Here is a 22,042-nt window from a genome sequence, read left to right as displayed (position 1 = left end):
GATATATATCAACATTTAAAATCAATTAACGAACATAGTGACGAGATTTTGCTCAGTCCAGTTGAACTAATGGTTAATTTATAAGACTATTTCTTGATTGATTATTTTTAATAATTATCATTCTTGGTCTTTGAATAGTTTCGATGAATAATTGGCGCAAGGTTTTGATGAGACTAACTTTTCGCCTTATTTTGAGTAGCATGTATTGACAAAAACATAACTGAAAATTACACATTACGCAGTGTAAAGACGTTATGGTTTGGAACTCGACATGATATTAAATAGTCGCAATACATATACCCAAAGCGCTTTCAAGTGCAGCGCTTAGCAACCTGATTTCTAGGTTTTCGCTAATCGAACCGCATCGGCGAGCCGGGTATAATGCTAAGAATGATTTCATTCTGGCCTCATTTAATAGTGAGTTAGATGGATTTACAAAGAGAAGAGCTTAAAATATGCCAAAGCGTAGTAAAGAAGATACCGAAATCACTATCCAAAAGATCATGGATGCCGTTATTGATCAGCTACTCAGATTAGGTTACGACAAAATGTCGTACACGACGCTAAGCCAGCAGACAGGTATATCGCGTACCGGTATTAGCCATCACTTCCCTAAGAAAACGGACTTCACCGCCGCACTGGATGGCCGTATCTTTAAAATGTTTATTGAACACTTAGAGTTTGATAAAGGATTAAATGCATTTTCACAAAGTTGGATTAAAGCGCTGGAAGATGCTGAGTTTCTCGCGATTTTACGACTGCTATTCCATCACATTGTCACCGCTGAAAATGCGCAAGAATTTGCTGCTAATGGTATTGACCGCTTATACAAAATGGTTGAAAGCCAGTTTGGTGCGGGTGGTGACAAAGAGCTTGAGTGGTTGATTGGTCGATCATTGATCCAAATGAGCAAGTAATAGCCTTTAAAGCACCAAATTCTGCCACTATCAAAGCAAAGGCCCGCAACTCTCATATTGCGGGCCTTTGTCGTATCGAAGTGTTTTAGAGACGGCTTAGAGGAGATACGCTTTATGCCGCGGCATGCACTTGAGGGAAGTCTAGCGTCGGATGTTTTGTCACAATAGATCGATAGCCATAAACTTGCTCAATGCGCTCTGACGTTAGTGCATTCCATGGCGTGTCATCACAAACTAGTTTCCCGTTATGCAAGAGTACAAGGCGGTCTGCGTACTGAGAGGCTAGATTCAAGTCATGTAACACCACAACCACCGCTGCGTTTTGTGCTTTTGCCGTTTCACGAGCAATCTTTAACGTGTTGTGTTGGTGGGCGAGATCCAACGCTGAGGTAGGTTCATCAAGCATTAAGATTCGTTTTTCGCCAGATTGATGTAGTTGTGTCATCACTCGTGCTAGATGCAGTCGTTGCTTTTCTCCACCAGATAAAGACGGGTACAGGCTTTCTGCTAAATGCAATACGTCGGTTTGTTCCATGTAATGTAAAGCCAGTTTAGTGGTTTCTTTATTGGACAGTGATAGCGGTATTGCCCCCAGCTCTACTACTTCTCTGGCTAGAAATGGGAAGGTTAAGGTGCTGTGCTGCGGGAGCATTGCAATATGTTTGGCGCTTTTTTCAGGCTCCCAATCATGCTTTTGTTTACCGAAGTAGGTGATGTGATGATTCGAAGAGATCTCACCGCATAGAAGCTTGAGCAAAGTACTTTTACCTGCGCCATTGGGGCCGAGTAGGGCGGTCACTTCACCAGCTCGGATATCAATGTTGATGTCATTGAGCACCACACGGTTGCCATACGTCATCGAAATGTTTTTCCCCGATAAAACGATCTGGTTCATTACAAAATCTTCCCTTTTTGCTGGAACAATAAGTAGATGAAAAAGGGCGCGCCAATCAATGCGGTCACGATTCCAACTGGTAATTCAGCTGGTGCCACGGCAACACGAGCAAACATATCTGCGGCAGTAAGAAGCAGTGCTCCCATTAAGGCAGATATTGGTAATAGCGTTCGATGGTCAGGCCCAGCGAGCATGCGCCCTAAGTGAGGAATCACGAGCCCAATAAAGCCAATTGCACCACTGATGCTCACCGTAATACCAACACCCAGTGCAGAAAGTAAAATAAGCTGACGTTTGAGTTTTTGAACCGGAACTCCTAAGTGTCTTGCTTCTGATTCCCCTAACAACAGAGCATTCAGCGCCATCGACTTCTTCTGGAACCAGAGTAATAGGATGACGAGTGTTACAGCAGATAGAGCAATCCCTGACCAATTTGCACCAGCTAATGAGCCCATCGACCAAAGCGTCAAGTCTCGCAGCATCTGATCATCTGCGATAAAGTTCATGTAGCCAATCGCAGCACCCGAGAGCGCACTGATGGCAACGCCGGCTAACAACATAATTGTAACTGAGGTACCAAACTTACTTGTGCCGAGTTTATAAACGAGAATAGTCGTTAGTGCACCGCCAAGGAAAGCAAAAAGAGGCAGAGCCGCTAAGTTCATTAGTTGCGGATAGTTTTGGCTAAATTCAGCAAATACAACAATAGCGAATGCACCACCAAGAGCAGCGCCAGCAGACACACCAATGATACCAGGCTCGGCTAATGGGTTACGGAACAAGCCCTGCATAACCACACCACAAATTGCTAAAATGGCGCCGATGAACATACACAAAATGGTGCGAGGCAATCGGATTTCGTTAATGACCAACTGAATGTGAGGAGCGAGATCAGAACTGCCTCCCGTTAGGCTACGCAAACTGTCAGCAAAGCTAATGTTCATTGGGCCAACGGTAATAGAGGCGATAGCAATAAATGCTAAAAATCCACTAAGCACTGATAACGTCGTTGAAAGGGGGATGCGTCTTAACAACATGTCATGTCTCTATGGGTAAAGCAGTGCATTCAAGCGTTTAGCTTCTGCAAGGCTTTTAAGGCCCAAACCACCTACCAGAGCATGGCCATCAATCGTTATGATGTCTTTGTTCTTTCCAGCGGGTGTTGCAGCAAGAAGCGGCATTGCTTTTAAAATTGCATCGGCACCACCCAACGTTTCATAGCTGCGACCACTAACAAGAATCACGTCAGGCTGCATCTCTACCATCGCTTCTGTGGATAGAGGCTTGTAAGACGAGAGTTGTGTAGCGGCTGGGTTTTGTCCGCCGGCGAGTTGAATAATTGCATCGGGTGTCGTTTGTGAGCCCGCAACATTTGCAGGTCGCCCTTCATGGATCAGCAGAAAGAGCACTTTCTTTTTCTTCGCTTGATCAGGTTGGTTTGCATTGAGTGCTTGTACTTGCGCCTGGACATCTTGCTTTAAGCTTTCAGCTTGAGCTTTGCGATCCATAAGGTTCGCAATTTGATCAATACGTTGATAAAGGCCCTCGACATTTGCATCAGTATTAACGATTTCTACATCTACGCCAGCCGATTTCAATTGGTTCAATGTTGTTTTCGGCCCCATCTCATCAGAACCAATGACTTTTGTCGGACGTAAGGCGAGCAACCCCTCCGCTGAAAGACGACGATGGTAGCCCACTTTAGGCAGTTCCATTTCTTTTGGTAATTGACTGGTGACGTCGATAGCAACCAAGCTATCTTTAGCGTCGAGTTCAAGCAAGAGTTCAGTGACGGCGCTGCCTGCGCTAACAACGCGCTCTGAGGATGGCGTTTCATTGGCAAAAAGTTGACTACTCGCAAGTAGGGAAATAGCTGTCGTGACAACAGCATGAATAGTGATGCGTGTGTTCTTCATTTTGAAAGGATCTCTATCTTACTTATTTTTATGATGGCTCTTCAGTGAGTAACTGAGTTGCTTGAATTCCGTTTTCTTGTAAAAAACCGAGAAGTTGTACTAGCGACTGAATATTCGCGGTTTTTTCTGCTCCAATTACAATCGGTTTATCGCTTGACTTACTCTCTTCTAACAGCGCGAGGGTAAAGTTGTCCCAATCGATATATGTCTTGCCGTTAATAGCCCAGTAAGGCTCGTCTTTAAGAATATTTACCGTGATGGATTGCTTATCGACATCTGCAACAGCCTGAGATTCTGTGCTCGGTAAATTGACGTCTAATGAATCGAGTTTGACCGCTGCGGTTAACATCAGGAAAACCATGACGATAAAAATAATGTCTAACAGCGGTGTTAAATCGGGGGTTAAACCGTTACGACTATTTTCTTGTGGTGTTTTAATCATTGACTTGCGGCCTCAATCTTCCCAGAAGAGCGCAGTGTTACTTTTGAGTGGTCTGGCGAGACATGCTGTAACGATATACCTTCAAGCCATAAGTTGACGTAGTTTAAAGTGTGCTCAAGCTTGGCGATTACACGATCCGCCCACAAACCAATGATCTGCGCTCCTGAAATAGCAGGAAGTGCGATAATGAGACCCGCGGCAGTGGTGCGCATAGCAAGACCTAGGCCGTCAGCCAAATCATTCGGAGTGATATTCCCCGTTGAAACCGCGATGCCTTTGAACATGTCAATTAGGCCAAGTACCGTACCAAGCAAGCCAATTAAAGGACTGATGACGCCAATCAGCGTCAGCAAACGAAGGCCGGAATGCAACTGATGGCGTTTTTCTTGCAGCCAAATACCTGCGGCATCTTCTCTTAAAGATTTCGAAAACGAATGATGAGCAAGCAACATCGCAACACCACGGTACAGAAGCGGCCGCTTATTCGACAACTCTTCAGCAAGTGCTTCAAGTTCGCTCCCATTTGTTGGGTCTAATCCTGTGAGCTTTTGGCGAATGGCTCGCTTTCCTACACCAAGGCTAATTAACACATGGAATAATCGCTCGGCGATGATCATCACGGTTAGAGCTGAGCAAATGATCAAAGGCCATGTCATCAGCCCAAATTGAGTTTGTAATTCTTGTAGTTGTTCCATTATCCATCCAACTTAAAACGAACAGGTACTTGTACTCGGTGAGCGACTTTTAGCCCACCTGAAATATGTGGTGTAAATTGCCACTGTTTGATCGCACGAAGTGCTGAGGCATCTAGCGACTCTGTGCCGGAAGACTCAATCAAAACCTGTTTAATCTGGTTACCATTCTCATCTAGCCATATCTCATACAAGGCTACACCTTCAATACCGCGTCTTTGTGCAGACCTTGGGTAACGGGGTTGTGTTGGTTGACTCACAAACGTTGGTTTGTCGACCAAGACAGGCTGAGACGTTGCCCCTTTGGATTGGCTCGCAGGTGCGGATTGTTGAGCTACCGTCTCTTTCTTCACTGGTTCCGTTTTTTTCTTTGGTTTCGCTTCGGGCTGAACCTTTTGCTTTGTTACGGTTTTGGTGGGCTCGACCGCTTTAGGTTTAGATTGTTTAACCGGTTCAGGTTTTTTCTCTACTACCTTCTTCTTAACAGCGTCTTTCTTGACGACCTGTTTTTTTACAATCTTCTTTTCTGGTTCAGGTTGGTCTTGAGGCTGCTGCTCTTTTGGTGGTGCTACATTTTCTGGTGTAGATTTTTCGACAGCGGGAGGAGCAGACACAAGATTTAGACTTACCGAACTTGCTGGGTTTCCAGCCGGCATCGCGAACACCTTTGTCTCTTGAGAAACAAAAAGAAGTGCGGCATGGATGGCAAGGGAAGCACCTCCTGCAATGACATATCTTTGTACGTTCACGGAATATCTCGGGAAACTATGAAAACTTGGGCAGATTATTACTTACAATGGAAATAAGATCAATTATCAATTGCATTATCATTACGCTCAAATTATGATTCTTGCAGAATTTTTAAGATCAGCTTCCATCCCTTACATGATGGGAGTTAAGCGAGTATATATGAGCGTCGATATCGATAAGCTTGATGAATCAGTGTTGGGCAGTGATAGTCCTGATCCATTGCGATTTGCTTTTGTTAAGAAGCATTCTGCACATGCCGGGGGAGCGAGCGTACCTGTGCCCTCGTCTCAACAACAGGCGATTTTTTCGAGTATTACGGCTAACTCAATTAAAGCGACCAATAAACGCTGTCTTTATATTCATGTTCCGTTTTGTCGCGTTCGTTGCACTTTTTGTAACTTCTTTCAAAATGCTGCAAGTCGCACACTGGTTGATGAGTACTTTGAAGCATTAATGCAGGAGCTTAGAGAGAAAGCGGCATTACCTTGGACACAAAATGGTATTTTTCACGCCGTATATATCGGGGGCGGAACGCCAACGGATTTATCTCCAGTACAGGTTCGTGTGTTAGGCCAGGCTATCCGAGACCACTTTCCTTTGGCTGCAGACTGCGAAATCACCTTAGAAGGTCGCATCAATCGTTTTTCTGATGAGTTGTATCAAGGCGCTTTAGAGGGTGGTTTTAATCGTTTCTCTTTTGGTGTGCAAAGTTTTAATACACAAGTGCGCCGCAGCGCAAAACGTTTAGATGATAGGGAAGATGTCCTCAAACGAGTGAGCGAGATCGCCAAAGAAGACAAAATTCCGGTCATTATCGATTTACTCTATGGCTTACCTTATCAAACCAAAGAAGTGTTAGAGCAAGATTTAAATGATTTCCTCTCGACTGGTGCACACGGACTGGATTTGTATCAGTTAGTGGTTGGTGGGTCCGCTCCCATGCTCAACCTCGTAGAAAAGGGAAAAATCCCGCCACCTGCGACCACACCAGAAAAAGCGGGAATGTACGAGCTCGGTGTGAACTTTATGGCCAAACACCATATGAAGCAACTTAGCGTGAACCATTGGGCAATCGATAACCGCGAGCGTAGTTTATACAATAGTTTAGCCAAGACTTATGCAGAGGTATTGCCAATTGGCTGTGGTGCTGGAGGTAATATCGGTGGCTACGGGATGATGCAACACCGCACACTAGAGACCTATATTAAAGCGGTCAACGAAGGTCAAAGCACCATCGCGATGATGATGAAGCAAAGCCCTCTAGAACCGCTTTTTTCTGCACTCAAATCTGCGTTTGACTGTGGCATTGTTCAAGCAAATCAACTTCCATCATTTATGGGAGAGGGCGCGTTCGGGTTTTTATTGCCTCTATTTAAAGTGTGGCAAGCGAAAGGCTTAGTACAACTACATGAACGTAGCGCAGTCCTTACTCTTGCAGGCAGCTTCTGGGCAGTGTCATTGGCTCAAAGTTGTATTCAGGTACTCACATCAGAGATGAACGAAACCGTACCGAAAGCATCCAATAATTAATGAAAACAAATTGAACAAAAACGGAAGACACAATGGAACCAATCAAGCAACAAGTTGAAGTATTACTAGAGCAAGAACCACAATTATTGCCAGCTGCGATGGCAGAGCGTCTTGGCATTTCCGAGTTTGAGGTTGTTGCGGCTCTACCTCAGGAAATGGTGGCTATTGCACCAGGAGAGCAAGCGCAAAGCATCCTAGAAAGTTTGGTTGGTTTTGGCCCGGTGACGACCATCGTCCACTCTTTTGGTTCTATCTTTGAAGTTAAAGCGCCGTTTCCAAAAGGAAAAGTGGCGCGTGGCTATTACAATTTAATGGGTAGAGAAGGTGAACTACACGGCCACCTTAAATTAGATAACGTTAAAAATGTCGCATTAGTCAGTAAACCGTTTATGGGTAGAGAGAGTCACTATTTTGGTTTTTTCTCGGAGTGCGGAAGCAATATTTTCAAGGTTTATTTAGGCCGTAACGAAAAGCGCGAGTTGATTGAAGAGCAAGTAACCTCATTTCGCGCCCTACAAGCCGAATTAAAAAAGTAATCACAAACATAATCGAGGCTTAACTCGAATACTAATTAGTAAAGTCAGGTATCAATATGGATCAACAAGTTAAACAAGAGCGTTTGCAAGGTCGTTTAGGGCCAGAGATCAAAGAGTTTCGTCAGGAGCGCCGTACACTTCAGCTTGCAACTGTCGATGCAGAAGGTCGCCCGAATGTAAGCTACGCGCCTTATGTCCAAAACCAGGAAGGTTATTTCGTTCTCATTTCTAAAATCGCTCGTCATGCCCGTAACCTTTTAGAAAATCCAAATGTTTCATTGATGATGATCGAAGATGAAGAGTCTTCAAAGCAGCTGTTTGCTCGTAAGCGCTTAACTTTTGATGCGGTAGCAAATGTAGTTGAGCGAGACACAGAGATGTGGCAACAAGTTGTTGAACAAATGAAAGAGCGTTTTGGTGAGATTATTGATGGTCTAAGCCAGCTAGAGGATTTCGTTTTGTTCAACTTAAAGCCAGAATCGGGGCTATTTGTTAAAGGTTTTGGTCAGGCGTATCAAGTGTCTGGTGATGATTTAGTCGATTTTGTTCACCTTCAAGAAGGTCACAAGAAAGTCGAAAGTGCCTGATTGTAAACCGATCATATGAATGTCGATCATTTGGCATAATGAACGTTTAAAGGGAGTTAGGTTATACTGACTCCCTTTTTTATATTGGAACAAAAGCATGAAACCTGTAAGCAAGGAATTGAGCGAGATTTGCTATCCGTTTATTTACGAGGACAGTCCGGTTTGTGACTTTGAAATTACAGCAGATGAACTTTGTAGTCGTATTGGCCTTGTTCTCGCTATGGAGTTGGACGAGTTTAGCCGCGATATACTGACAAGAATGCAGCCTAATGTTTATCATCTAAATGGTTCGGTTCGCGGAAAATTAGCGATTACAGAGACGGAAGTTGAAGAGTTAAAGGCCGATTATGCTTTGCTCAAGCAACGTATTGATGGCGGCTTCAAAGGCTTTGTTCTACCCGGAGGGCACCCGGCAGCCAGTCAATTGCATTTGTGCCGTTGCCAAGCTAAAAAAACGGTACGAGCATTAGTTGCCGTTGAACATACAGGTAAGAAGCAGCCCGCACCTATTTTGTTTCGTTACGCGAACTTATTAGCGAATGTACTTTACAGCCTAGCTTCTTATATTAATCATGCTCACCAAGTCAAAGAGACGGAATTCGTTTCTCGTAGTTACGCGATGCCAAAGAAGTGAGCTGAGAAATTAGCGGATGTGAGCATCAGGGATAGGACAAGTACTGCATTATATTCTCAAATCAACTCGTCCAATAAGAGTTAAGAAGTCATAGCTTTGGCTTCTAGCTCTTTTGCTCCGCGAAGCATCGCTTCGATTAGTTCTCCTGCATTGAATTTCTCAAGTGCCTCATGCGCGCCAACTTGGTGAGCTCTGTCTACACAGATTTCGCTCGATAACGATGTATGTAAAATGCGGTATGAATGGTTCAGAGAGGAATTATTCTGAACTTCAAATGCTAATTCATAACCGTCTAATCCGGGCATTTCAATATCGCTGACCAGAATATCAATTGGGCGATGAGCCGCAGCGTCACTTTTCATCAGTTCCAATGCATCTAAACCATTTTTACAGATTTGATACCCAATATTGATGCTATCGAGTGCGTCACACAGCTGTTTACGAGCGATGGAAGAGTCATCCACCAATAGAATACTGAGTGCTTTTAGGCGTTCTCGCTCAATATCTGTCAGCATTGGGATCTTTGAATTCTCGTACTGCGGATAAATTTTGGAAAGTAGCAGCTCCACATCCAGCATTTGAACAGTTTTGTCCTCGTAGCGAGTAATTCCAGTCACGAAAATATTTTTTCCAGCGCTCGGAGGTGGCGTTTCAATAGCTTTCCAATCGCACTCAATGATCTTCTCTATACTACGAACCATAAAAGCTACCACGGTTCGCAAGCAATCTGTCACGATCAAGTAGCAGCTTTTATATTCTTCTTCACTTATAGGACGAAAGCCAACAGCCGCTGACATATCGATCACTGGTACTGTTAAGTTACGTATCGTAACGGTTCCAATGACGTGATGATGCGAGTAAGGGATCTTTGTCGTTGGCATGTACGGGACGATTTCACGGACTTTTAGCGTACCGATAGCGAAACTCTGTTGCAGGGTGAGCTTAAACATCAACATGCCCTGAGATTGATTCGCTTTGCTAATGACTTTTGCCATGAAAATAACCTTATAAACACCACCGAATTGTGTCTAATCTAATCTTATCAGACGAAGGCTTCAACCATCGGAGAGACAAATGTGAGCTTTTTAGACAATCTTTTAAAGACATAGTGATTAACTGAGCAAAACTTGTTTGTATTTTAAACTCATTATGTAGACGATTTTATATTCCTCGTGTATTGGGGCCTTTACCGCTGAGCTATTATTAAGAAATGTTTGGTCTGTTAAAAAGGATTGGGTACACTTGCGCGACCAGAATAGTGAGAGATAGATCAATGGCAAATACAGCAGCCGCATTACATCTTCTTGTGAAGCACAAAGAGCAAGCGGAAGACATAATCAAGCAACTGAAAAAAGGCGCAAAGTTTCAGACATTAGCGAAGAAGTATTCAACTTGCCCGTCAGGCAAACGCGGTGGTGACCTTGGTGAATTCCGCCGTGGTCAAATGGTACCTCAATTCGACAAAGTGTGCTTTTCTGGCGAAGTGTTAACGCCGCATCTAGTTAAAACCAAGTTCGGTTGGCATGTTGTAAAGGTGCTTTACAGAACATAAGGCTTGGTATCGACCTAAACATTGTCAGATGAAACCCACAAGCATTAAATATCATCTGTACGGTCTCTTTTAACCAATCACTACCGTTATGACATGGCAGATACATTCTGATCTGCCATGCCCCACCAAACGCTAATCTTTCCAAACTAGAAACTCATTTATATGCAGTTAACTTGGCTTTTCTCATAAGTCGTTATCCTATTTCAAGCTTTGGTATGAGAATACGTTTGCTGGTTGTATCAATTATCAATGCTATTCCTTGCTGGCGAACTTTGGTTCATGTTCGGGCGCCATTCGCATATGATAGCGACCTTATAAAAATTAACCCCGTTCATAATTTAAGATGTCCCTGACTCATAAAGACTATTTTAAAATCGCATTTCCTTTCATTGTTTCTACTGTTACCCAACCATTGTTGGGGGCGGTGGACACCGCGGTGATCGGTAAACTCGGTGTGGCTGAGATGATTGGTGGTGTAGCGATCGGCACCGTCATCATGAATACCTTGTATTGGCTGTTTGGCTTCTTCCGCGTCAGTACTACCGGGCAAAGTGCAATCGCATTAGGTAAAAATAGCCCAGAGGATCAAGCGAGTAGCTTATTGCGTCCTTTCGTGCTTTCGCTCTGCCTTGGCTTGATTTTCATTGCGTTGCAGTCCGTGATTTGGATGGGGGCAGAGCTGATTATCTCCCCTGATGCAGTCGTGGCCGAAAACGCTAAGACTTACTTCGATATCATGATCTTTGGTGCGCCGTTTGTACTGCTGAACTACACCGTGATTGGTTGGTTGATGGGGCAGGCGAAAGCCAAAGAAACCTTGTTCACGCAAGTGTTTGGTAATGTTCTGAACATCGTGCTGGATATCGTATTTGTGTTGTACTTTGATATGGGCATTGCTGGTGTTGCGGTGGCGACACTTATCGCGCAAATCTCGACGTTTGTTATTGGTGCGGTGCTGGTGTTGAAAACCTGTCGCTTCCCGCTGTTTGATCACATTCAGACCGCAAAAATGACGCGTAAAGCTCTCAAAGTCATTGCGTCTTCCAATATGGATCTGCTGCTTCGTACTGTGTGTCTATTGGTGTTCTTCAACATGATGGCGCGTGTAGGCTCTCAGCTTGGTTCTGATGTGCTTGCTGCGAACGCAATCATGATGCAAGTGACCTTTATCGTCAGCTACATGTTCGACGGTGTAGCGAACGCGTCGAGCGTCTTTGCAGGTAAAGCGGTAGGCCAGAAGAATACGACATTGCTTGATAACGTGATTAAGCTAAACACGCAATGGACCGCGGCGTTCGTTGTTGTCTTGACCTTGCTGTTAGTGCTGTTCAAACACCAAGTGGTGATGTTGTTTACCACCTTGCCAAACCTTGTTGAACTGTATCTAGACATGAGCCCTTGGTTATTGGCATTCCCGTTGGTTGCTGGTTTTGGTCTTACGTTTTACGGCATCTTTACCGGTACAGGGACGACGCGACCAGTGCGTAACTCTACCTTTCTAACCATGGTGTTGTTCTTAGTGACTCAATTTATTGCGGTGCAATATTGGGGCAACCACGGTTTATGGCTGGCATTCACTCTGTTCTACGTTGGGCGCTTTGTCTTCTTGTTCCCATACCTCGAACAAGTCAAACAAAAGTGTCAGTAATTCACACTGTCACAAACGACCTAATTTAGATGTTCTTATAACAAGGGTGGAGCCATCTGCCCTTGTTGATAAATCTGAAAAAGGTGATGAAATAACCCCTCCGACTGGTTTCCTTGCTTTAACCCGCATGATATTATTTGTGATGTTATATTATTACATTTATTTTGATGCCGTGATTTCTCGACCAATACTCTCCGTTAATAATCTCAGCCTTACAGACTCAGAGCGCACACTCTTCAAAGACATTTCTTTTGAGCTGTTTCAAGGTGAAGTTCTTGCCATTATGGGACCTTCCGGCATTGGTAAATCCATGTTGTCGAAAGCGGTCGCAGGTTTTTTGCCGTCTGATATTTGGGTAGACGGAAGTATCCAGCTTAACAGCAGTGAAGTCGCACAAACTGTCATGCTGCAACGGAGTCAATCACAGCGTCCCGCGGTCATTTTCCAAGATGCACTTAAAGCGCTGAACCCATTGGCGTCTGTCGAACAACAACTGTGTTTGGCATTGACGGGCAACAAAACGCGCTTGTCTTCAGCAAACCGAGATACGGTGACGGCCTTGTTGTCTCAGCTCGGATTTGCGGATCCAAAAGCAGCATTAGCGCAGCATCCAAGCCAGCTATCTGGTGGTCAGCGCCAGCGTATTTGTATTGCGATTGCGTTGCTTGGTAGTGCCAACTTGATCATCGCAGATGAGCCCACCAGTGCGCTCGATCCAATCACCGAAGCGGAGATCCTTGAGTTGTTCCGCAGCAGTGTTCAGCAACGCAACATCAGTGGTTTGTTGATCACGCACGATCTGTCTGCGGCTTTGGCATGTGACAAAGTCTTGGTGATTGCGGACAACACCATGGTGGCTTATGGCGCACCGTGGCAAGCCATTCAGCAAAGTTCGCATCCTTTCTGCCAACAACTTGCGCAACTGCTGCCTTAACCTCATCTCTGGAGCCTATTTTGACTAAGCACAACTTGAGTGGGCACACGCAGCCTAAATCGGCGGAAGTTCGCTTTGAGCAAGCCAGTGTTCACTATTACTCCAAACCAAGTTGGTTGGGGGGCAAACCGTTTAAAGCGCTCGAACAATTGGATCTTTCCATCGACACAAAGAACATTGCGATTGTTGGTCCTTCTGGTGCGGGTAAATCGACTTTGATTGAGCTTCTGTTTGGTCTTCGTAAACCTACATCTGGTGAAGTGTATGTGTGTGGTTATCCGCTATCGCGTAGCTCGGCTAAGCAGCGACAAGAGTTGTGTCAGCACATTCAACTGATTCCGCAAGAGCCGCAATCGAGCTTGAATCCTTATTACACCGTTCGCCAGATCTTACTGGAGCCGCTAAGCAACATTGGTTTGACGCAAGAGCTCAATGAGAAGGTGGAAAAGGTCTTGGCGGATGTCGGTTTGGATCTCACATTGCTGGATCGCAACCCGCAGCAATTATCAGTTGGGCAAGCGCAACGTGTGGCTATCGCCAGAGCTTTGATTGTCGAGCCTTGTGTGTTGGTTGCCGATGAGCCAACCAGCAGCCTAGATCCCGTCAGTCGTAAACAGATTCTCGACTTGTTGGCAGGCATTCAAAAGAGTTGTCAGATGCGCCTGATTTTGGTGACACATGACCTCGATGCGGCACAAACCCTATGCGATGAAATCCTAGTGTTAGACAAAGGACGCGTTGTCGAGCACGGCACAGCACAGAACGTGACAAATAACCCATCGCACTTGATCACGAGAGCCTTGATGAGTGCTCAACACAAAAGTAATGAATTCACAAAAACCATTGGAGAGGTTTCTTATGCACCTTAGTACTCCCAAGTTAGCTTTGTCGCTGGCTTTAAGCGCATTGCTGACGGGTTGTTTTGACTCTGGCGAAAGCAAGCCAGAAGCGGAAAAAGCAGCTGCACCGCAAGCAACGGAAATTCGCGTTGCCATGATGCAGCCACCACGCACAGGTTTGTCACCACTTTCAGATGACGCGTTCAAACTATCACGTTGGAGCACGGCAGAAACGTTGGTAAACCTAAACGATCAGTCGGTAGCAGAGCCTATGCTGGCAACGGAATGGGAACAAGTTGACCCGATGACGTGGCAATTTACGGTACGTAAGGGCGTGAAATTCCACGATGGTTCTGACCTTGATGCCAACGCGGTTGTGAACTCTCTACAAAAAGCATTAGATGCCGCACCTAAGCCACGTATTTTGGATGGTATCGAATGGCAAGTTCGCGCACTGGACGACTTCACTGTTGAAATCAAAACGACCTTTAATGATCCACTGTTGCCAAGCCGTCTATCTAGCCCACAGCTAGCGATCCTTTCTGGTGCTGCATATCAAGAAAATGGTCGCGTTGTGCCAATCAATGCGGGTACCGGTCCATTCGTTCTGACAGAAATCAACGGTACAACCAGCGCGAAACTGAAGCGTTTTGACGGTTACTGGGGCGAAAAAGCAAAAGTAGACAGTATCTTTGCTGAATACGTACCAAACGGTTTTGCTCGTGCTGCTGCACTACGTACCGGTGAGGCGGATGTCGTTGAAGCGGTTCCTGTTTCGCAAATCGCGATGATGGAATCTTCACAGCTGCACGAAGTCGCAATGCCACGTACCAACACGCTTTACCTAAACAATAAATCAGATGTGTTTAGCCAGTTCGGTTTGCGTAAAGCAGCGGCTCAAGCGGTTAACCGTGAGCAAATCATCAAAACGGTTTACGAGAACCACGCCGATTCAGCGAAAGGTTTGTTAGGTCCTGCATTGGCATGGGCTCAACCAATTCGTGATGCGAACCCTCGTATGGAAACCATGGAAATGCGCCACGCGAACGGTGAGAAGATCACCATTGGTACGTTTACCGACCGTGCTGAGTTGCCAGAAGTAGCGGTGCTATTAAAGCAACAACTTGAAGCGGCTGGCTTTGTGGTTGAACTAGACGTTCGTGAATACGCACAAATCGAAAACGATGCACTAGCAGGTAAGTTCGATGCGTTCTTGTTGTCACGTGCAACGGTGTTGGATTCTGGTGACCCAGTGGCGTACATGCAAAGTGACTTTAGCTGTAAAGGTTCTTACAACCTAGGTCAGTTCTGCTCTGAAGAAGTGGACGCAGCATTGAAACACGCTGATCGTCAGCCGTTGGGTGAGAAACGCCAACAAGCGATCATCGAAGCAGAAAGCAAAATCCTTGAGCAATACGCTGTGATTCCACTGCTTCACGAGCGTGTAATCCAAGGTGAGAGTGATCGCGTGAAGAATGCACAACGTGACCCACGTGAGCGTCGCCTGATCGACCAGTTTACTGAGGTGAACTAACTCGATGTCGTCTGTTGCCAACATGCGCTCTCGTTGGAGCGCTTGTATGCCTGAATGGTTTACGCGTTTTTTGTCGCGCTTCCTGTCACTCGGGGTAGTGGTTGTGTTGGTGGGTTTGATGCCGGATATTGCCGGTATCGACCCAAGCCAATCAATCCTCCGTGCTCGTGCGGGTGCTCAACAATTGCTGACGGCAGAAGCTCTGCAAGCAATTCGAGAAGATCTTCAACTTGACCGCAGCGCTGCTGAGCGATTGTGGGATTGGCTGACGCTTGCCATGCAAGGAGACTTAGGTGTCTCTTGGGTGAGCGGCGCATCCGTGATGGAGAGCGTTCAACAAACCGCAAAAACGTCGCTATTACTGATGCTTACAGCGTTAGGTATGGCATTTGTAATGTGTATGGCGAGCGTCCTTTACACTGTGCGTCGTTGGCAACAGAATCGTTTAGACAAACATCATGACACGCTCAGTTCGGTGTTGGTCTCACTGCCTGAATACGTGATTGCTTCGTTGCTGATCATGGTGTTTTCCATTTGGTTGGGCTGGTTCCCGCCTTATGGTTGGCAAGGCGTGCAAAACCTCTGGCTACCAAGTTTGGCAATGGCATTGCCTGCTGCTGGTTTGTTCGGGCGCTTGCTCAATGACAGCCTCAAGCGAGTATTAGATGAGCCTTGGGTGATCACTTGGCTATCGGCAAACGTCAGTAAGTTTCAAATCTTACGCTTTGCCTTGTGGCGTGCCGTTAGTAACTTGATTCCTCAAATCGCAATGACGGTGATTGGTTTAACCGGCGGCGCGGTTGCTGTGGAACAAGTGTTTTCCATTCCGGGCATCGGACGACTAATCTTAGGTGCAGCGAAGTCACAAGATCTGCCGATGCTGCAAGGTGGCTTGTTGGTGTTACTGGTGTTCTCGATATTGATCAGCAGTGCGAGTATTTTATTGCAACGCTGGTTACTCGGACACAGTGTCACAAGTGGCAAGTTGATCAGCAGTCACAGTACGTTCCGTTTTACCCAAAGCACTACCAAACGCATCGTCAGTGCCACAATCTTTGCCTTGCTGATTGGTTGTGCGGGATGGGCGTTAATGCGCGATCCTTACACCATCCAATTTACTCGCCTTGAATCGCCAAGCTTAGCAGCCCCGTTTGGTGCCGATGCGGTCGGGCGAGATCTGCTTGCTCGTGTTGGCGGGGGTATGATGTCGACAATCAAAATGGGCATCATCGCGACGTTCCTAAGTTTGGTGATTGGTTTGCTGCTCGGCTTTGTGACTCGTTATAGCCAAGGCTTAATTGAGATCACCAAAGGTGTGCCATACATTGTGGCGGGTCTGCTGATCGCTGGTCTAACGGGAATGAACCCAAACAGTGCCTTGATTGCGATTGTTATGGTGTCATGGGCACCATTAGCGGCGCACTGTGCGAGCTTGTTGATGGAAGCCAAAGCGCTGCCTTACACGCATCTTGCGCCCATTTGGGGAACCAGTCAGTGGCGAGTACTTCGTTACTACTTGTTGCCTTATGTGCTGCCGCCATTGATTCGTCACGCGTTTCTGCGTTTGCCATACATTACGCTCAGCCTGACGTCTCTGAGTTTTATCGGACTTGGCGTTAAGCCGCCAGAACCTGAGTGGGGCTTATTGATTGCTGAAAACTTGCCTTACATAGAGCGCTCACCATTGGGTGTCTTGCTACCAATCTCAGGCTTAGTTTTGATGGCAATTGCGGTGAATTTGACTTTTGATGACAAGTGACGAGCAGCGATAAAGCGAAGTGAGCTTCCATATCCAGATGTAATCAGTAATTTGGTAATTTAGAAAACAAAAGGATGTGTTTTCTGCCAGAAAGTACACAGCACGGTCTACGTATATTGGAAGCACCTATAAATTAACGAGTATAAAAGTTACGCGAACTCAGATGTTTAGGTAGTATTACTCTTTATACACACGTAATCCTTTATCCGTTAATTCTTGAGTGACCACTTCGGATAGGTTTCGATCGGTAATAATTCCGTCCAATTGCTCGATGTCTAATGCATGAAAGCTCGCTATCTGACCGTATTTAGTTGAGTCTGAGATCAGATAATTGGTTTGTGCCGCCTTGATGATTGCTTTTTTAACGAGAACTTTATTTTCATTAGGTGTTGATAAGCCTTTCAAGCTCCAAGATGAAGTCGAAATAAAGGCGATATCAATATTTAGCCCATTCAAGAACTCTGCGACTTTTCCACCAATGGTGGATTGGTTCTCGCGGTCAATTTTTCCCCCTGTGTGGTAAAGCTCACATTCACTGTGCGTCATAAGGAAAGCAGCAATAGAGAAGTCATTGGTGATCACTAAAAGATCATTACGATTTGCTATTTGATGGGCGATTTCTAGAGAGGTTGTTCCCGCATCCAAGTAAATCGTAGCGTCTTGACCAATTAACGTAGCCGCCAGCTTACCAATTTGAATCTTTTCATCCGCTTGTTGCTCGACCTTCGCATCATGGGAAAGTTCGGAATGTAGAGCTTGAGCGAGTTGCACTCCACCAGAAACAGAAACGACTTTACCTGAGGATTCAAGCTTCACGATATCACGACGAATGGTCATATGTGATACGCCAAGGTGGTCGGTTAAATCTGAAATGCTTAACACTTCTTGATGTGATAACAGGGATAATATGGTTCTTTGACGTTCTGCTGGGATCATAGTTTCACTTCTATATTCTTGTTTTTCAGTATCCTACCAATCTTTTCATTTGTTGTGAATATCTGTGAATTATGTTCTCAACGTTGTAAGAACAGCCTTCGCTTGTGTTAACTGCTCGGAATATCTCTGCCCATAAAGAGGTATATATCACGACATTGTTAATTTGTGTGAAAAAATGTGATTCAAAGCGAGGTCTTAGTATTAATCTTCACATATAATCACATCAACCAAACAAGAATTAACAAAGTTTAATAGACCAGAAGGCATTGTTTTTATGAGTGAAGTTCAATCTGTAGGTGTTATCGGTTTAGGCTCTATGGGAATGGGCGCCGCAAAGTCATGTGTGCGTGCAGGCCTAGATGTCTATGGTTTCGATTTAAATTCTCAAGCGCTTGAAGAGTTAGGTTCATTCGGTGCAAAAGCTGTTTCTACAAATGCAGTTGAGTTTGCAGATAAGCTTGATTCGGTTCTAGTTCTTGTTGTGAACGCAGCTCAAGTTAACACGGTCTTGTTCAAAACCGGTCTTGCTACAGCGCTTAAGCCGAATACGCCAGTAATGGTTTCAGCAACCATCTCAGCAGAAGACGCAAAACAAATTGAAGCGAAATTGGCAGAACACAATCTTGTGATGCTTGATGCACCGGTATCTGGTGGTGCTGCAAAAGCAGAATTAGGTGAGATGACTATTATGGCGTCGGGAGCGCAAAGCACATTTGATGCACTTGAACCAGTACTCAACGCAACGGCAGCTAAAGTCTACAACATCGGTGAAGCGATTGGCCTAGGCGCAACTGTGAAGATTATCCACCAATTGCTAGCAGGTGTTCATATCGCAGCTGGTGCTGAAGCAATGGCATTAGCGGCACGTGCAAACATTCCTCTTGACCTGATGTACGACGTGGTGACGAATGCAGCGGGTAACTCTTGGATGTTTGAGAACCGCATGAAGCATGTAGTTGATGGTGACTACTCCCCTAAATCTATGGTCGACATCTTTGTGAAAGATTTAAACCTCGTATCGGACACAGCAAAAGATCTCAAATTTCCACTTCCTCTATCAAGCACAGCACTAAACATGTTTTTGAGTGCAAGCAATGCTGGTTTTGGGCAGGAGGACGACAGTGCCGTTATCAAGATTTTTGATGGTATTGAGCTTCCAGGTGTAGAAAACAAACAGAAATAAGCGCACGTAAAACGGAGAAAAAATGATGTTATTAGGCGTTATCGCAGACGACTTTACTGGCGCAACAGACATCGCAGGTTTTCTTGTAGAAAACGGCATGCGCACAGTTCAGCTTAACGGTATTCCAAAAGAAGAGATTGATGTAAACGCAGATGCGGTCGTGATCAGTCTTAAATCTCGCTCTTGTCCTGTAGATGAGGCAATCGAGGATTCAGTAGCAGCGCTTAAGTGGCTGCAAGCAAATGGCTGTCAGCAGTTTTACTTCAAGTACTGCTCAACGTTTGACAGCACAGCAGAAGGTAACATTGGTCCTGTAACGGATGCACTGCTTGCAGAGCTAGGTGAAGCGTTCACCATTGTATGCCCATCATTACCAGTGAATGGTCGCACAGTTTTCAACGGCCATCTATTTGTATTCCAAGACTTGCTAAGCGACTCAGGTATGCGTAATCACCCTGTGACACCAATGACTGATTCAAGCCTAGTTCGTATGATGGATGCTCAATCTCAAGGCAAATCTGGCCTGGTGAACTTCCAAATAATTGAACAAGGTCCAAAAGCGGTAATTGAGCGCTTTGAAGAGCTAAAAGTACAAGGCAACCGCTACGCAGTGGTTGATGCATTCAATGCAGAGCATCTCGTCACACTTGGCCAAGCAGCGAAGTCTCTAAAACTGGTAACTGGTGGTTCTGGTTTGGCTGCGGGTATTGCTAAGAACTGGATAGAGAACCTTGAAGATCAAAGTGATGCGAAGCAAGAGGGGAACCCTAAAAAGGCACCAACCGTTGTGTTATCTGGATCTTGTTCTGTCATGACCAACCAACAGGTCGCTGTTTACAAAGAAAAAGCGCCACACTTTGCTATTGATGTGAAGGCGTGTCTGACGGAAGAAGACTACTCAAATCAAGTGTTTGATTGGGTCATGACCAACATCGAAAGCGAGTTCGCACCACTGGTTTACGCAACCGCAGATGCAACGGCGTTAAAAGCGATTCAACAAGAGTTTGGCGCGCATGCTTCAAGTCACGCGGTTGAACAGTTCTTTAGCCAACTTGCAGTTAAACTTCAGCAGCACGGTGTGAAAAATTTCATCGTTGCGGGTGGGGAAACCTCAGGGGTTGTAACCCAAAGCCTAGCCGTAAAAGGTTTTCATATCGGTCCTCAAATCGCACCTGGTGTACCTTGGGTGAAGTCACTTGAAGGCGAGCTTTCTTTGGCTCTGAAATCGGGCAACTTCGGCGATGAACACTTCTTTGCCAAAGCACAGTCGTTTTTTGAATAGGTGAGGTTGTGATGAATAAAGAATTGATGACAGAACAACAACTGCGAGAGCAAATGGTCACTATGGCTCGCTCTATGTTTGAACGTGGCTATGCGACTGGCGGCGCTGGCAACCTTTCTCTAAAGCTGCCTAATGGACACTTTCTGGCAACGCCAACTGGTTCCTCGTTCGGCCGCTTGATTGCTGAAGAGCTTTCGGTTGTGGATATTGATGGCAACCATATCTCTGGTGAAAAGCCATCAAAAGAAGTCGCTTTTCATCTGGCGATTTATCGAAATAACTCAAAGTGTAATGCGATTGTGCATCTGCATTCTACTTACTTGACGGCGCTTTCTTGTCTTGAAGGTCTAGATCGCGAGAATGCCATCAAAGCTTTCACACCTTACTTTGTAATGCGCATTGGCGAACTGCCAGTGATTCCGTACCTGCGCCCGGGCGACCCTCAGATTGCTGAAGAACTTGCGCAGCGGGCTAGTGACTACAGAGCTTTCCTCCTGGCGAACCATGGTCCAGTGATCACGGGTACGGACTTTGAAGATGCAGTGGATAACGCAGAAGAGCTAGAAGAGACAGCGAAGCTAGCGTTCATTCTTAAAGACAGCAACATCCGCTACTTAACGGATACTGAGATTCAAGACCTAAAAGGGAGAGGTAAGTAATGGCTAAATTCGCGGCAAATCTGACAATGTTATTCACAGAAGTTCCTTTTCTAGATCGTTTCGAAAAAGCACACCAAGCGGGCTTCAAAGCGGTGGAATACCTTTTCCCATACGCATTCGAAGCGCAAGAACTAGCAAGCAAGATACAGCAGTTTGGTTTTGAGCAAGCGTTATTCAACATGCCTCCAGGTGATTGGGATGCAGGTGAACGAGGTTTTGCAGCTATTCCGGGGCGTGAGGATGAATTTAAAACGAGCGTCGAGACTGCGCTGATGTACGCCAAGGCACTGAACTGTAAAAAGGTTCACGCTATGTCTGGCATTGTTGATTCACGCTTCACTCGTGATCAGCATATTGAAACCTTTATCTCAAACATTCGTTATGCAGCGGATAAGTTTGCCGAACATGGTGTTGAGCTGATGATTGAGCCACTCAACAATCGTGATGTACCGAACTACTTTGTTGTACATCAACGTGAAGCGGTGGAACTCATCAAACAAGTGGCTCGTCCAAACGTGAAATTGCAGCTCGATCTCTATCACGCACAAATTATGGACGGTGATCTGAGTACGTTGATTCGCGATGTGGCGCCATACACAGGCCATATTCAAATTGCTTCTGTGCCTGAAAGGCACGAACCATCGGAAGGCGAACTGAATTACCCACACCTATTCAATGTTTTGGATGACTCTGGTTACCAAGGCTGGATCGGTTGTGAATACAACCCAAGGCATAGCACGCAGCTGGGCCTTAGTTGGGTTAAACCATACCTATAACAATTTTAATTTCTATCCATAAATAACTTGAAACCAATTAC

Annotated in this window: 23 protein-coding genes; 15 read left to right on the top strand and 8 right to left on the bottom strand. The window is 45.4% G+C overall.

Translation table 11 applies throughout. The features are described from left to right. Positions 1-455 precede the first annotated feature (455 nt). Positions 456-917, top strand: coding sequence for a TetR/AcrR family transcriptional regulator (locus tag R7Q48_RS04090; protein WP_005385033.1), 462 nt, complete (start codon positions 456-458; stop codon positions 915-917). A gap of 112 nt (positions 918-1,029) precedes the next feature. Here the strand turns inward: R7Q48_RS04090 and R7Q48_RS04085 are convergent, their stop codons facing one another. Genes R7Q48_RS04085 through R7Q48_RS04060 form a run of 6 tightly spaced genes read right to left on the bottom strand, consistent with a single transcriptional unit; the run spans position 1,030 to position 5,611 of the window. Further along, positions 1,030-1,812 (bottom strand): heme ABC transporter ATP-binding protein, encoded by a 783-nt coding sequence (locus tag R7Q48_RS04085; RefSeq protein ID WP_053303821.1) that lies wholly within the window; start codon positions 1,810-1,812, stop codon positions 1,030-1,032. Beyond that, positions 1,812-2,849, bottom strand: a complete 1,038-nt coding sequence (locus tag R7Q48_RS04080) for a FecCD family ABC transporter permease (protein WP_005375318.1) — start codon at positions 2,847-2,849, stop codon at positions 1,812-1,814. Before R7Q48_RS04080 ends, R7Q48_RS04085 begins: the two co-directional genes overlap by 1 nt. A gap of 9 nt (positions 2,850-2,858) precedes the next feature. Continuing rightward, on the bottom strand, positions 2,859-3,728 hold the full coding sequence (locus tag R7Q48_RS04075) for a hemin ABC transporter substrate-binding protein (RefSeq protein ID WP_213893295.1): 870 nt from the start codon (positions 3,726-3,728) through the stop codon (positions 2,859-2,861). A gap of 28 nt (positions 3,729-3,756) precedes the next feature. Continuing rightward, positions 3,757-4,170 (bottom strand): ExbD/TolR family protein, encoded by a 414-nt coding sequence (locus R7Q48_RS04070; RefSeq protein WP_005375322.1) that lies wholly within the window; start codon positions 4,168-4,170, stop codon positions 3,757-3,759. Then, positions 4,167-4,865 (bottom strand): MotA/TolQ/ExbB proton channel family protein, encoded by a 699-nt coding sequence (locus R7Q48_RS04065; RefSeq protein ID WP_017821236.1) that lies wholly within the window; start codon positions 4,863-4,865, stop codon positions 4,167-4,169. Before R7Q48_RS04065 ends, R7Q48_RS04070 begins: the two co-directional genes overlap by 4 nt. After that, positions 4,865-5,611, bottom strand: a complete 747-nt coding sequence (locus R7Q48_RS04060; RefSeq protein ID WP_064354554.1) for an energy transducer TonB — start codon at positions 5,609-5,611, stop codon at positions 4,865-4,867. Before R7Q48_RS04060 ends, R7Q48_RS04065 begins: the two co-directional genes overlap by 1 nt. 160 nt (positions 5,612-5,771) lie before the next feature. Here R7Q48_RS04060 and hutW point away from each other — a divergent pair, with 160 nt between their 5' ends. The 4 genes from hutW to R7Q48_RS04040 all read left to right on the top strand — a co-directional run bounded on the left by hutW (position 5,772) and on the right by R7Q48_RS04040 (position 8,899). After that, positions 5,772-7,142, top strand: a complete 1,371-nt coding sequence (gene hutW, locus R7Q48_RS04055) for a heme anaerobic degradation radical SAM methyltransferase ChuW/HutW (protein ID WP_115386759.1) — start codon at positions 5,772-5,774, stop codon at positions 7,140-7,142. Between the two features lie 32 nt (positions 7,143-7,174). Beyond that, the gene (gene hutX / locus R7Q48_RS04050; protein WP_318132178.1) at positions 7,175-7,678 is read left to right on the top strand and encodes a heme utilization cystosolic carrier protein HutX; all 504 of its coding nucleotides are present in this window, start codon (positions 7,175-7,177) and stop codon (positions 7,676-7,678) included. Positions 7,679-7,734: 56 nt separating this feature from the next. Continuing rightward, on the top strand, positions 7,735-8,265 hold the full coding sequence (gene hutZ / locus R7Q48_RS04045) for a heme utilization protein HutZ (protein WP_017635270.1): 531 nt from the start codon (positions 7,735-7,737) through the stop codon (positions 8,263-8,265). Positions 8,266-8,362: 97 nt separating this feature from the next. Beyond that, entirely contained in the window at positions 8,363-8,899 is a 537-nt protein-coding gene (locus R7Q48_RS04040; protein WP_005375333.1) for an ATP:cob(I)alamin adenosyltransferase, read from the top strand. 80 nt (positions 8,900-8,979) lie between these two features. Here R7Q48_RS04040 and R7Q48_RS04035 read toward each other — a convergent pair whose 3' ends face one another. Further along, positions 8,980-9,894 (bottom strand): chemotaxis protein, encoded by a 915-nt coding sequence (locus R7Q48_RS04035; RefSeq protein WP_033906782.1) that lies wholly within the window; start codon positions 9,892-9,894, stop codon positions 8,980-8,982. A 278-nt stretch (positions 9,895-10,172) separates the two neighbouring features. Between R7Q48_RS04035 and ppiC the strand changes: the two genes are divergently transcribed. The 6 genes from ppiC (at position 10,173) to R7Q48_RS04005 (ending at position 17,165) form a co-directional block, all read left to right on the top strand. Then, positions 10,173-10,451 (top strand): peptidylprolyl isomerase PpiC, encoded by a 279-nt coding sequence (ppiC, locus tag R7Q48_RS04030; protein WP_318132177.1) that lies wholly within the window; start codon positions 10,173-10,175, stop codon positions 10,449-10,451. Between the two features lie 343 nt (positions 10,452-10,794). Then, entirely contained in the window at positions 10,795-12,099 is a 1,305-nt protein-coding gene (locus R7Q48_RS04025) for an MATE family efflux transporter (protein WP_017821233.1), read from the top strand. Positions 12,100-12,271: 172 nt separating this feature from the next. Continuing rightward, a complete protein-coding gene (locus R7Q48_RS04020; protein WP_256902806.1) occupies positions 12,272-13,033 on the top strand; it encodes an ATP-binding cassette domain-containing protein in 762 nt (253 codons plus the stop codon). A gap of 20 nt (positions 13,034-13,053) precedes the next feature. Then, positions 13,054-13,902, top strand: coding sequence for an ABC transporter ATP-binding protein (locus R7Q48_RS04015; protein WP_256902603.1), 849 nt, complete (start codon positions 13,054-13,056; stop codon positions 13,900-13,902). Next, positions 13,892-15,406, top strand: coding sequence for an ABC transporter substrate-binding protein (locus tag R7Q48_RS04010; RefSeq protein WP_005441857.1), 1,515 nt, complete (start codon positions 13,892-13,894; stop codon positions 15,404-15,406). Before R7Q48_RS04015 ends, R7Q48_RS04010 begins: the two co-directional genes overlap by 11 nt. A 4-nt stretch (positions 15,407-15,410) precedes the next feature. After that, positions 15,411-17,165, top strand: coding sequence for an ABC transporter permease subunit (locus R7Q48_RS04005; RefSeq protein WP_395233907.1), 1,755 nt, complete (start codon positions 15,411-15,413; stop codon positions 17,163-17,165). A gap of 177 nt (positions 17,166-17,342) precedes the next feature. On the opposite strand, the gene R7Q48_RS04000 is transcribed toward R7Q48_RS04005, so the two are convergent. After that, positions 17,343-18,101 carry a DeoR/GlpR family DNA-binding transcription regulator gene (locus tag R7Q48_RS04000; protein ID WP_005375354.1) on the bottom strand — a complete coding sequence of 253 codons (759 nt, stop codon included), beginning with the start codon at positions 18,099-18,101 and terminating at the stop codon, positions 17,343-17,345. Positions 18,102-18,375: 274 nt separating this feature from the next. Here R7Q48_RS04000 and ltnD point away from each other — a divergent pair, with 274 nt between their 5' ends. The 4 genes from ltnD to otnI are packed head-to-tail and all read left to right on the top strand — an operon-like array spanning position 18,376 to position 22,001. Further along, positions 18,376-19,284, top strand: coding sequence for an L-threonate dehydrogenase (ltnD, locus tag R7Q48_RS03995; RefSeq protein WP_005375356.1), 909 nt, complete (start codon positions 18,376-18,378; stop codon positions 19,282-19,284). Between the two features lie 25 nt (positions 19,285-19,309). Continuing rightward, positions 19,310-20,566: a 3-oxo-tetronate kinase gene (otnK, locus tag R7Q48_RS03990; protein WP_031780938.1), complete on the top strand. Its 1,257-nt coding sequence runs from the start codon at positions 19,310-19,312 to the stop codon at positions 20,564-20,566. 11 nt (positions 20,567-20,577) lie between these two features. After that, a complete protein-coding gene (locus R7Q48_RS03985) occupies positions 20,578-21,225 on the top strand; it encodes an aldolase (RefSeq protein ID WP_005385078.1) in 648 nt (215 codons plus the stop codon). After that, positions 21,225-22,001: a 2-oxo-tetronate isomerase gene (otnI, locus tag R7Q48_RS03980; RefSeq protein ID WP_005385080.1), complete on the top strand. Its 777-nt coding sequence runs from the start codon at positions 21,225-21,227 to the stop codon at positions 21,999-22,001. Before R7Q48_RS03985 ends, otnI begins: the two co-directional genes overlap by 1 nt. Positions 22,002-22,042: the final 41 nt, after the last annotated feature.

Source organism: Vibrio sp. 378, assembly GCF_033339435.1.
Note: the sequence above shows the minus strand (reverse complement) of the source record. Positions and strands in the feature narration are given on the sequence as shown.

Bases quoted from the DNA above. Each gene is read 5' to 3' on its own strand.
- R7Q48_RS04035 (WP_033906782.1), bottom strand. From the start codon at position 9,894: ATGGCAAAAGTCATTAGCAAAGCGAATCAATCTCAGGGCATGTTGATG.
- ltnD (WP_005375356.1), top strand. From the start codon at position 18,376: ATGAGTGAAGTTCAATCTGTAGGTGTTATCGGTTTAGGCTCTATGGGA.
- R7Q48_RS04085 (WP_053303821.1), bottom strand. From the start codon at position 1,812: ATGAACCAGATCGTTTTATCGGGGAAAAACATTTCGATGACGTATGGC.
- R7Q48_RS04040 (WP_005375333.1), top strand. From the start codon at position 8,363: ATGAAACCTGTAAGCAAGGAATTGAGCGAGATTTGCTATCCGTTTATT.
- hutX (WP_318132178.1), top strand. From the start codon at position 7,175: ATGGAACCAATCAAGCAACAAGTTGAAGTATTACTAGAGCAAGAACCA.
- R7Q48_RS04065 (WP_017821236.1), bottom strand. From the start codon at position 4,865: ATGGAACAACTACAAGAATTACAAACTCAATTTGGGCTGATGACATGG.
- R7Q48_RS04010 (WP_005441857.1), top strand. From the start codon at position 13,892: ATGCACCTTAGTACTCCCAAGTTAGCTTTGTCGCTGGCTTTAAGCGCA.
- hutZ (WP_017635270.1), top strand. From the start codon at position 7,735: ATGGATCAACAAGTTAAACAAGAGCGTTTGCAAGGTCGTTTAGGGCCA.
- R7Q48_RS04025 (WP_017821233.1), top strand. From the start codon at position 10,795: ATGTCCCTGACTCATAAAGACTATTTTAAAATCGCATTTCCTTTCATT.
- otnK (WP_031780938.1), top strand. From the start codon at position 19,310: ATGTTATTAGGCGTTATCGCAGACGACTTTACTGGCGCAACAGACATC.
- otnI (WP_005385080.1), top strand. From the start codon at position 21,225: ATGGCTAAATTCGCGGCAAATCTGACAATGTTATTCACAGAAGTTCCT.
- R7Q48_RS03985 (WP_005385078.1), top strand. From the start codon at position 20,578: ATGAATAAAGAATTGATGACAGAACAACAACTGCGAGAGCAAATGGTC.
- R7Q48_RS04080 (WP_005375318.1), bottom strand. From the start codon at position 2,849: ATGTTGTTAAGACGCATCCCCCTTTCAACGACGTTATCAGTGCTTAGT.
- R7Q48_RS04005 (WP_395233907.1), top strand. From the start codon at position 15,411: ATGTCGTCTGTTGCCAACATGCGCTCTCGTTGGAGCGCTTGTATGCCT.
- R7Q48_RS04070 (WP_005375322.1), bottom strand. From the start codon at position 4,170: ATGATTAAAACACCACAAGAAAATAGTCGTAACGGTTTAACCCCCGAT.
- R7Q48_RS04075 (WP_213893295.1), bottom strand. From the start codon at position 3,728: ATGAAGAACACACGCATCACTATTCATGCTGTTGTCACGACAGCTATT.
- hutW (WP_115386759.1), top strand. From the start codon at position 5,772: ATGAGCGTCGATATCGATAAGCTTGATGAATCAGTGTTGGGCAGTGAT.
- R7Q48_RS04000 (WP_005375354.1), bottom strand. From the start codon at position 18,101: ATGATCCCAGCAGAACGTCAAAGAACCATATTATCCCTGTTATCACAT.
- R7Q48_RS04090 (WP_005385033.1), top strand. From the start codon at position 456: ATGCCAAAGCGTAGTAAAGAAGATACCGAAATCACTATCCAAAAGATC.
- ppiC (WP_318132177.1), top strand. From the start codon at position 10,173: ATGGCAAATACAGCAGCCGCATTACATCTTCTTGTGAAGCACAAAGAG.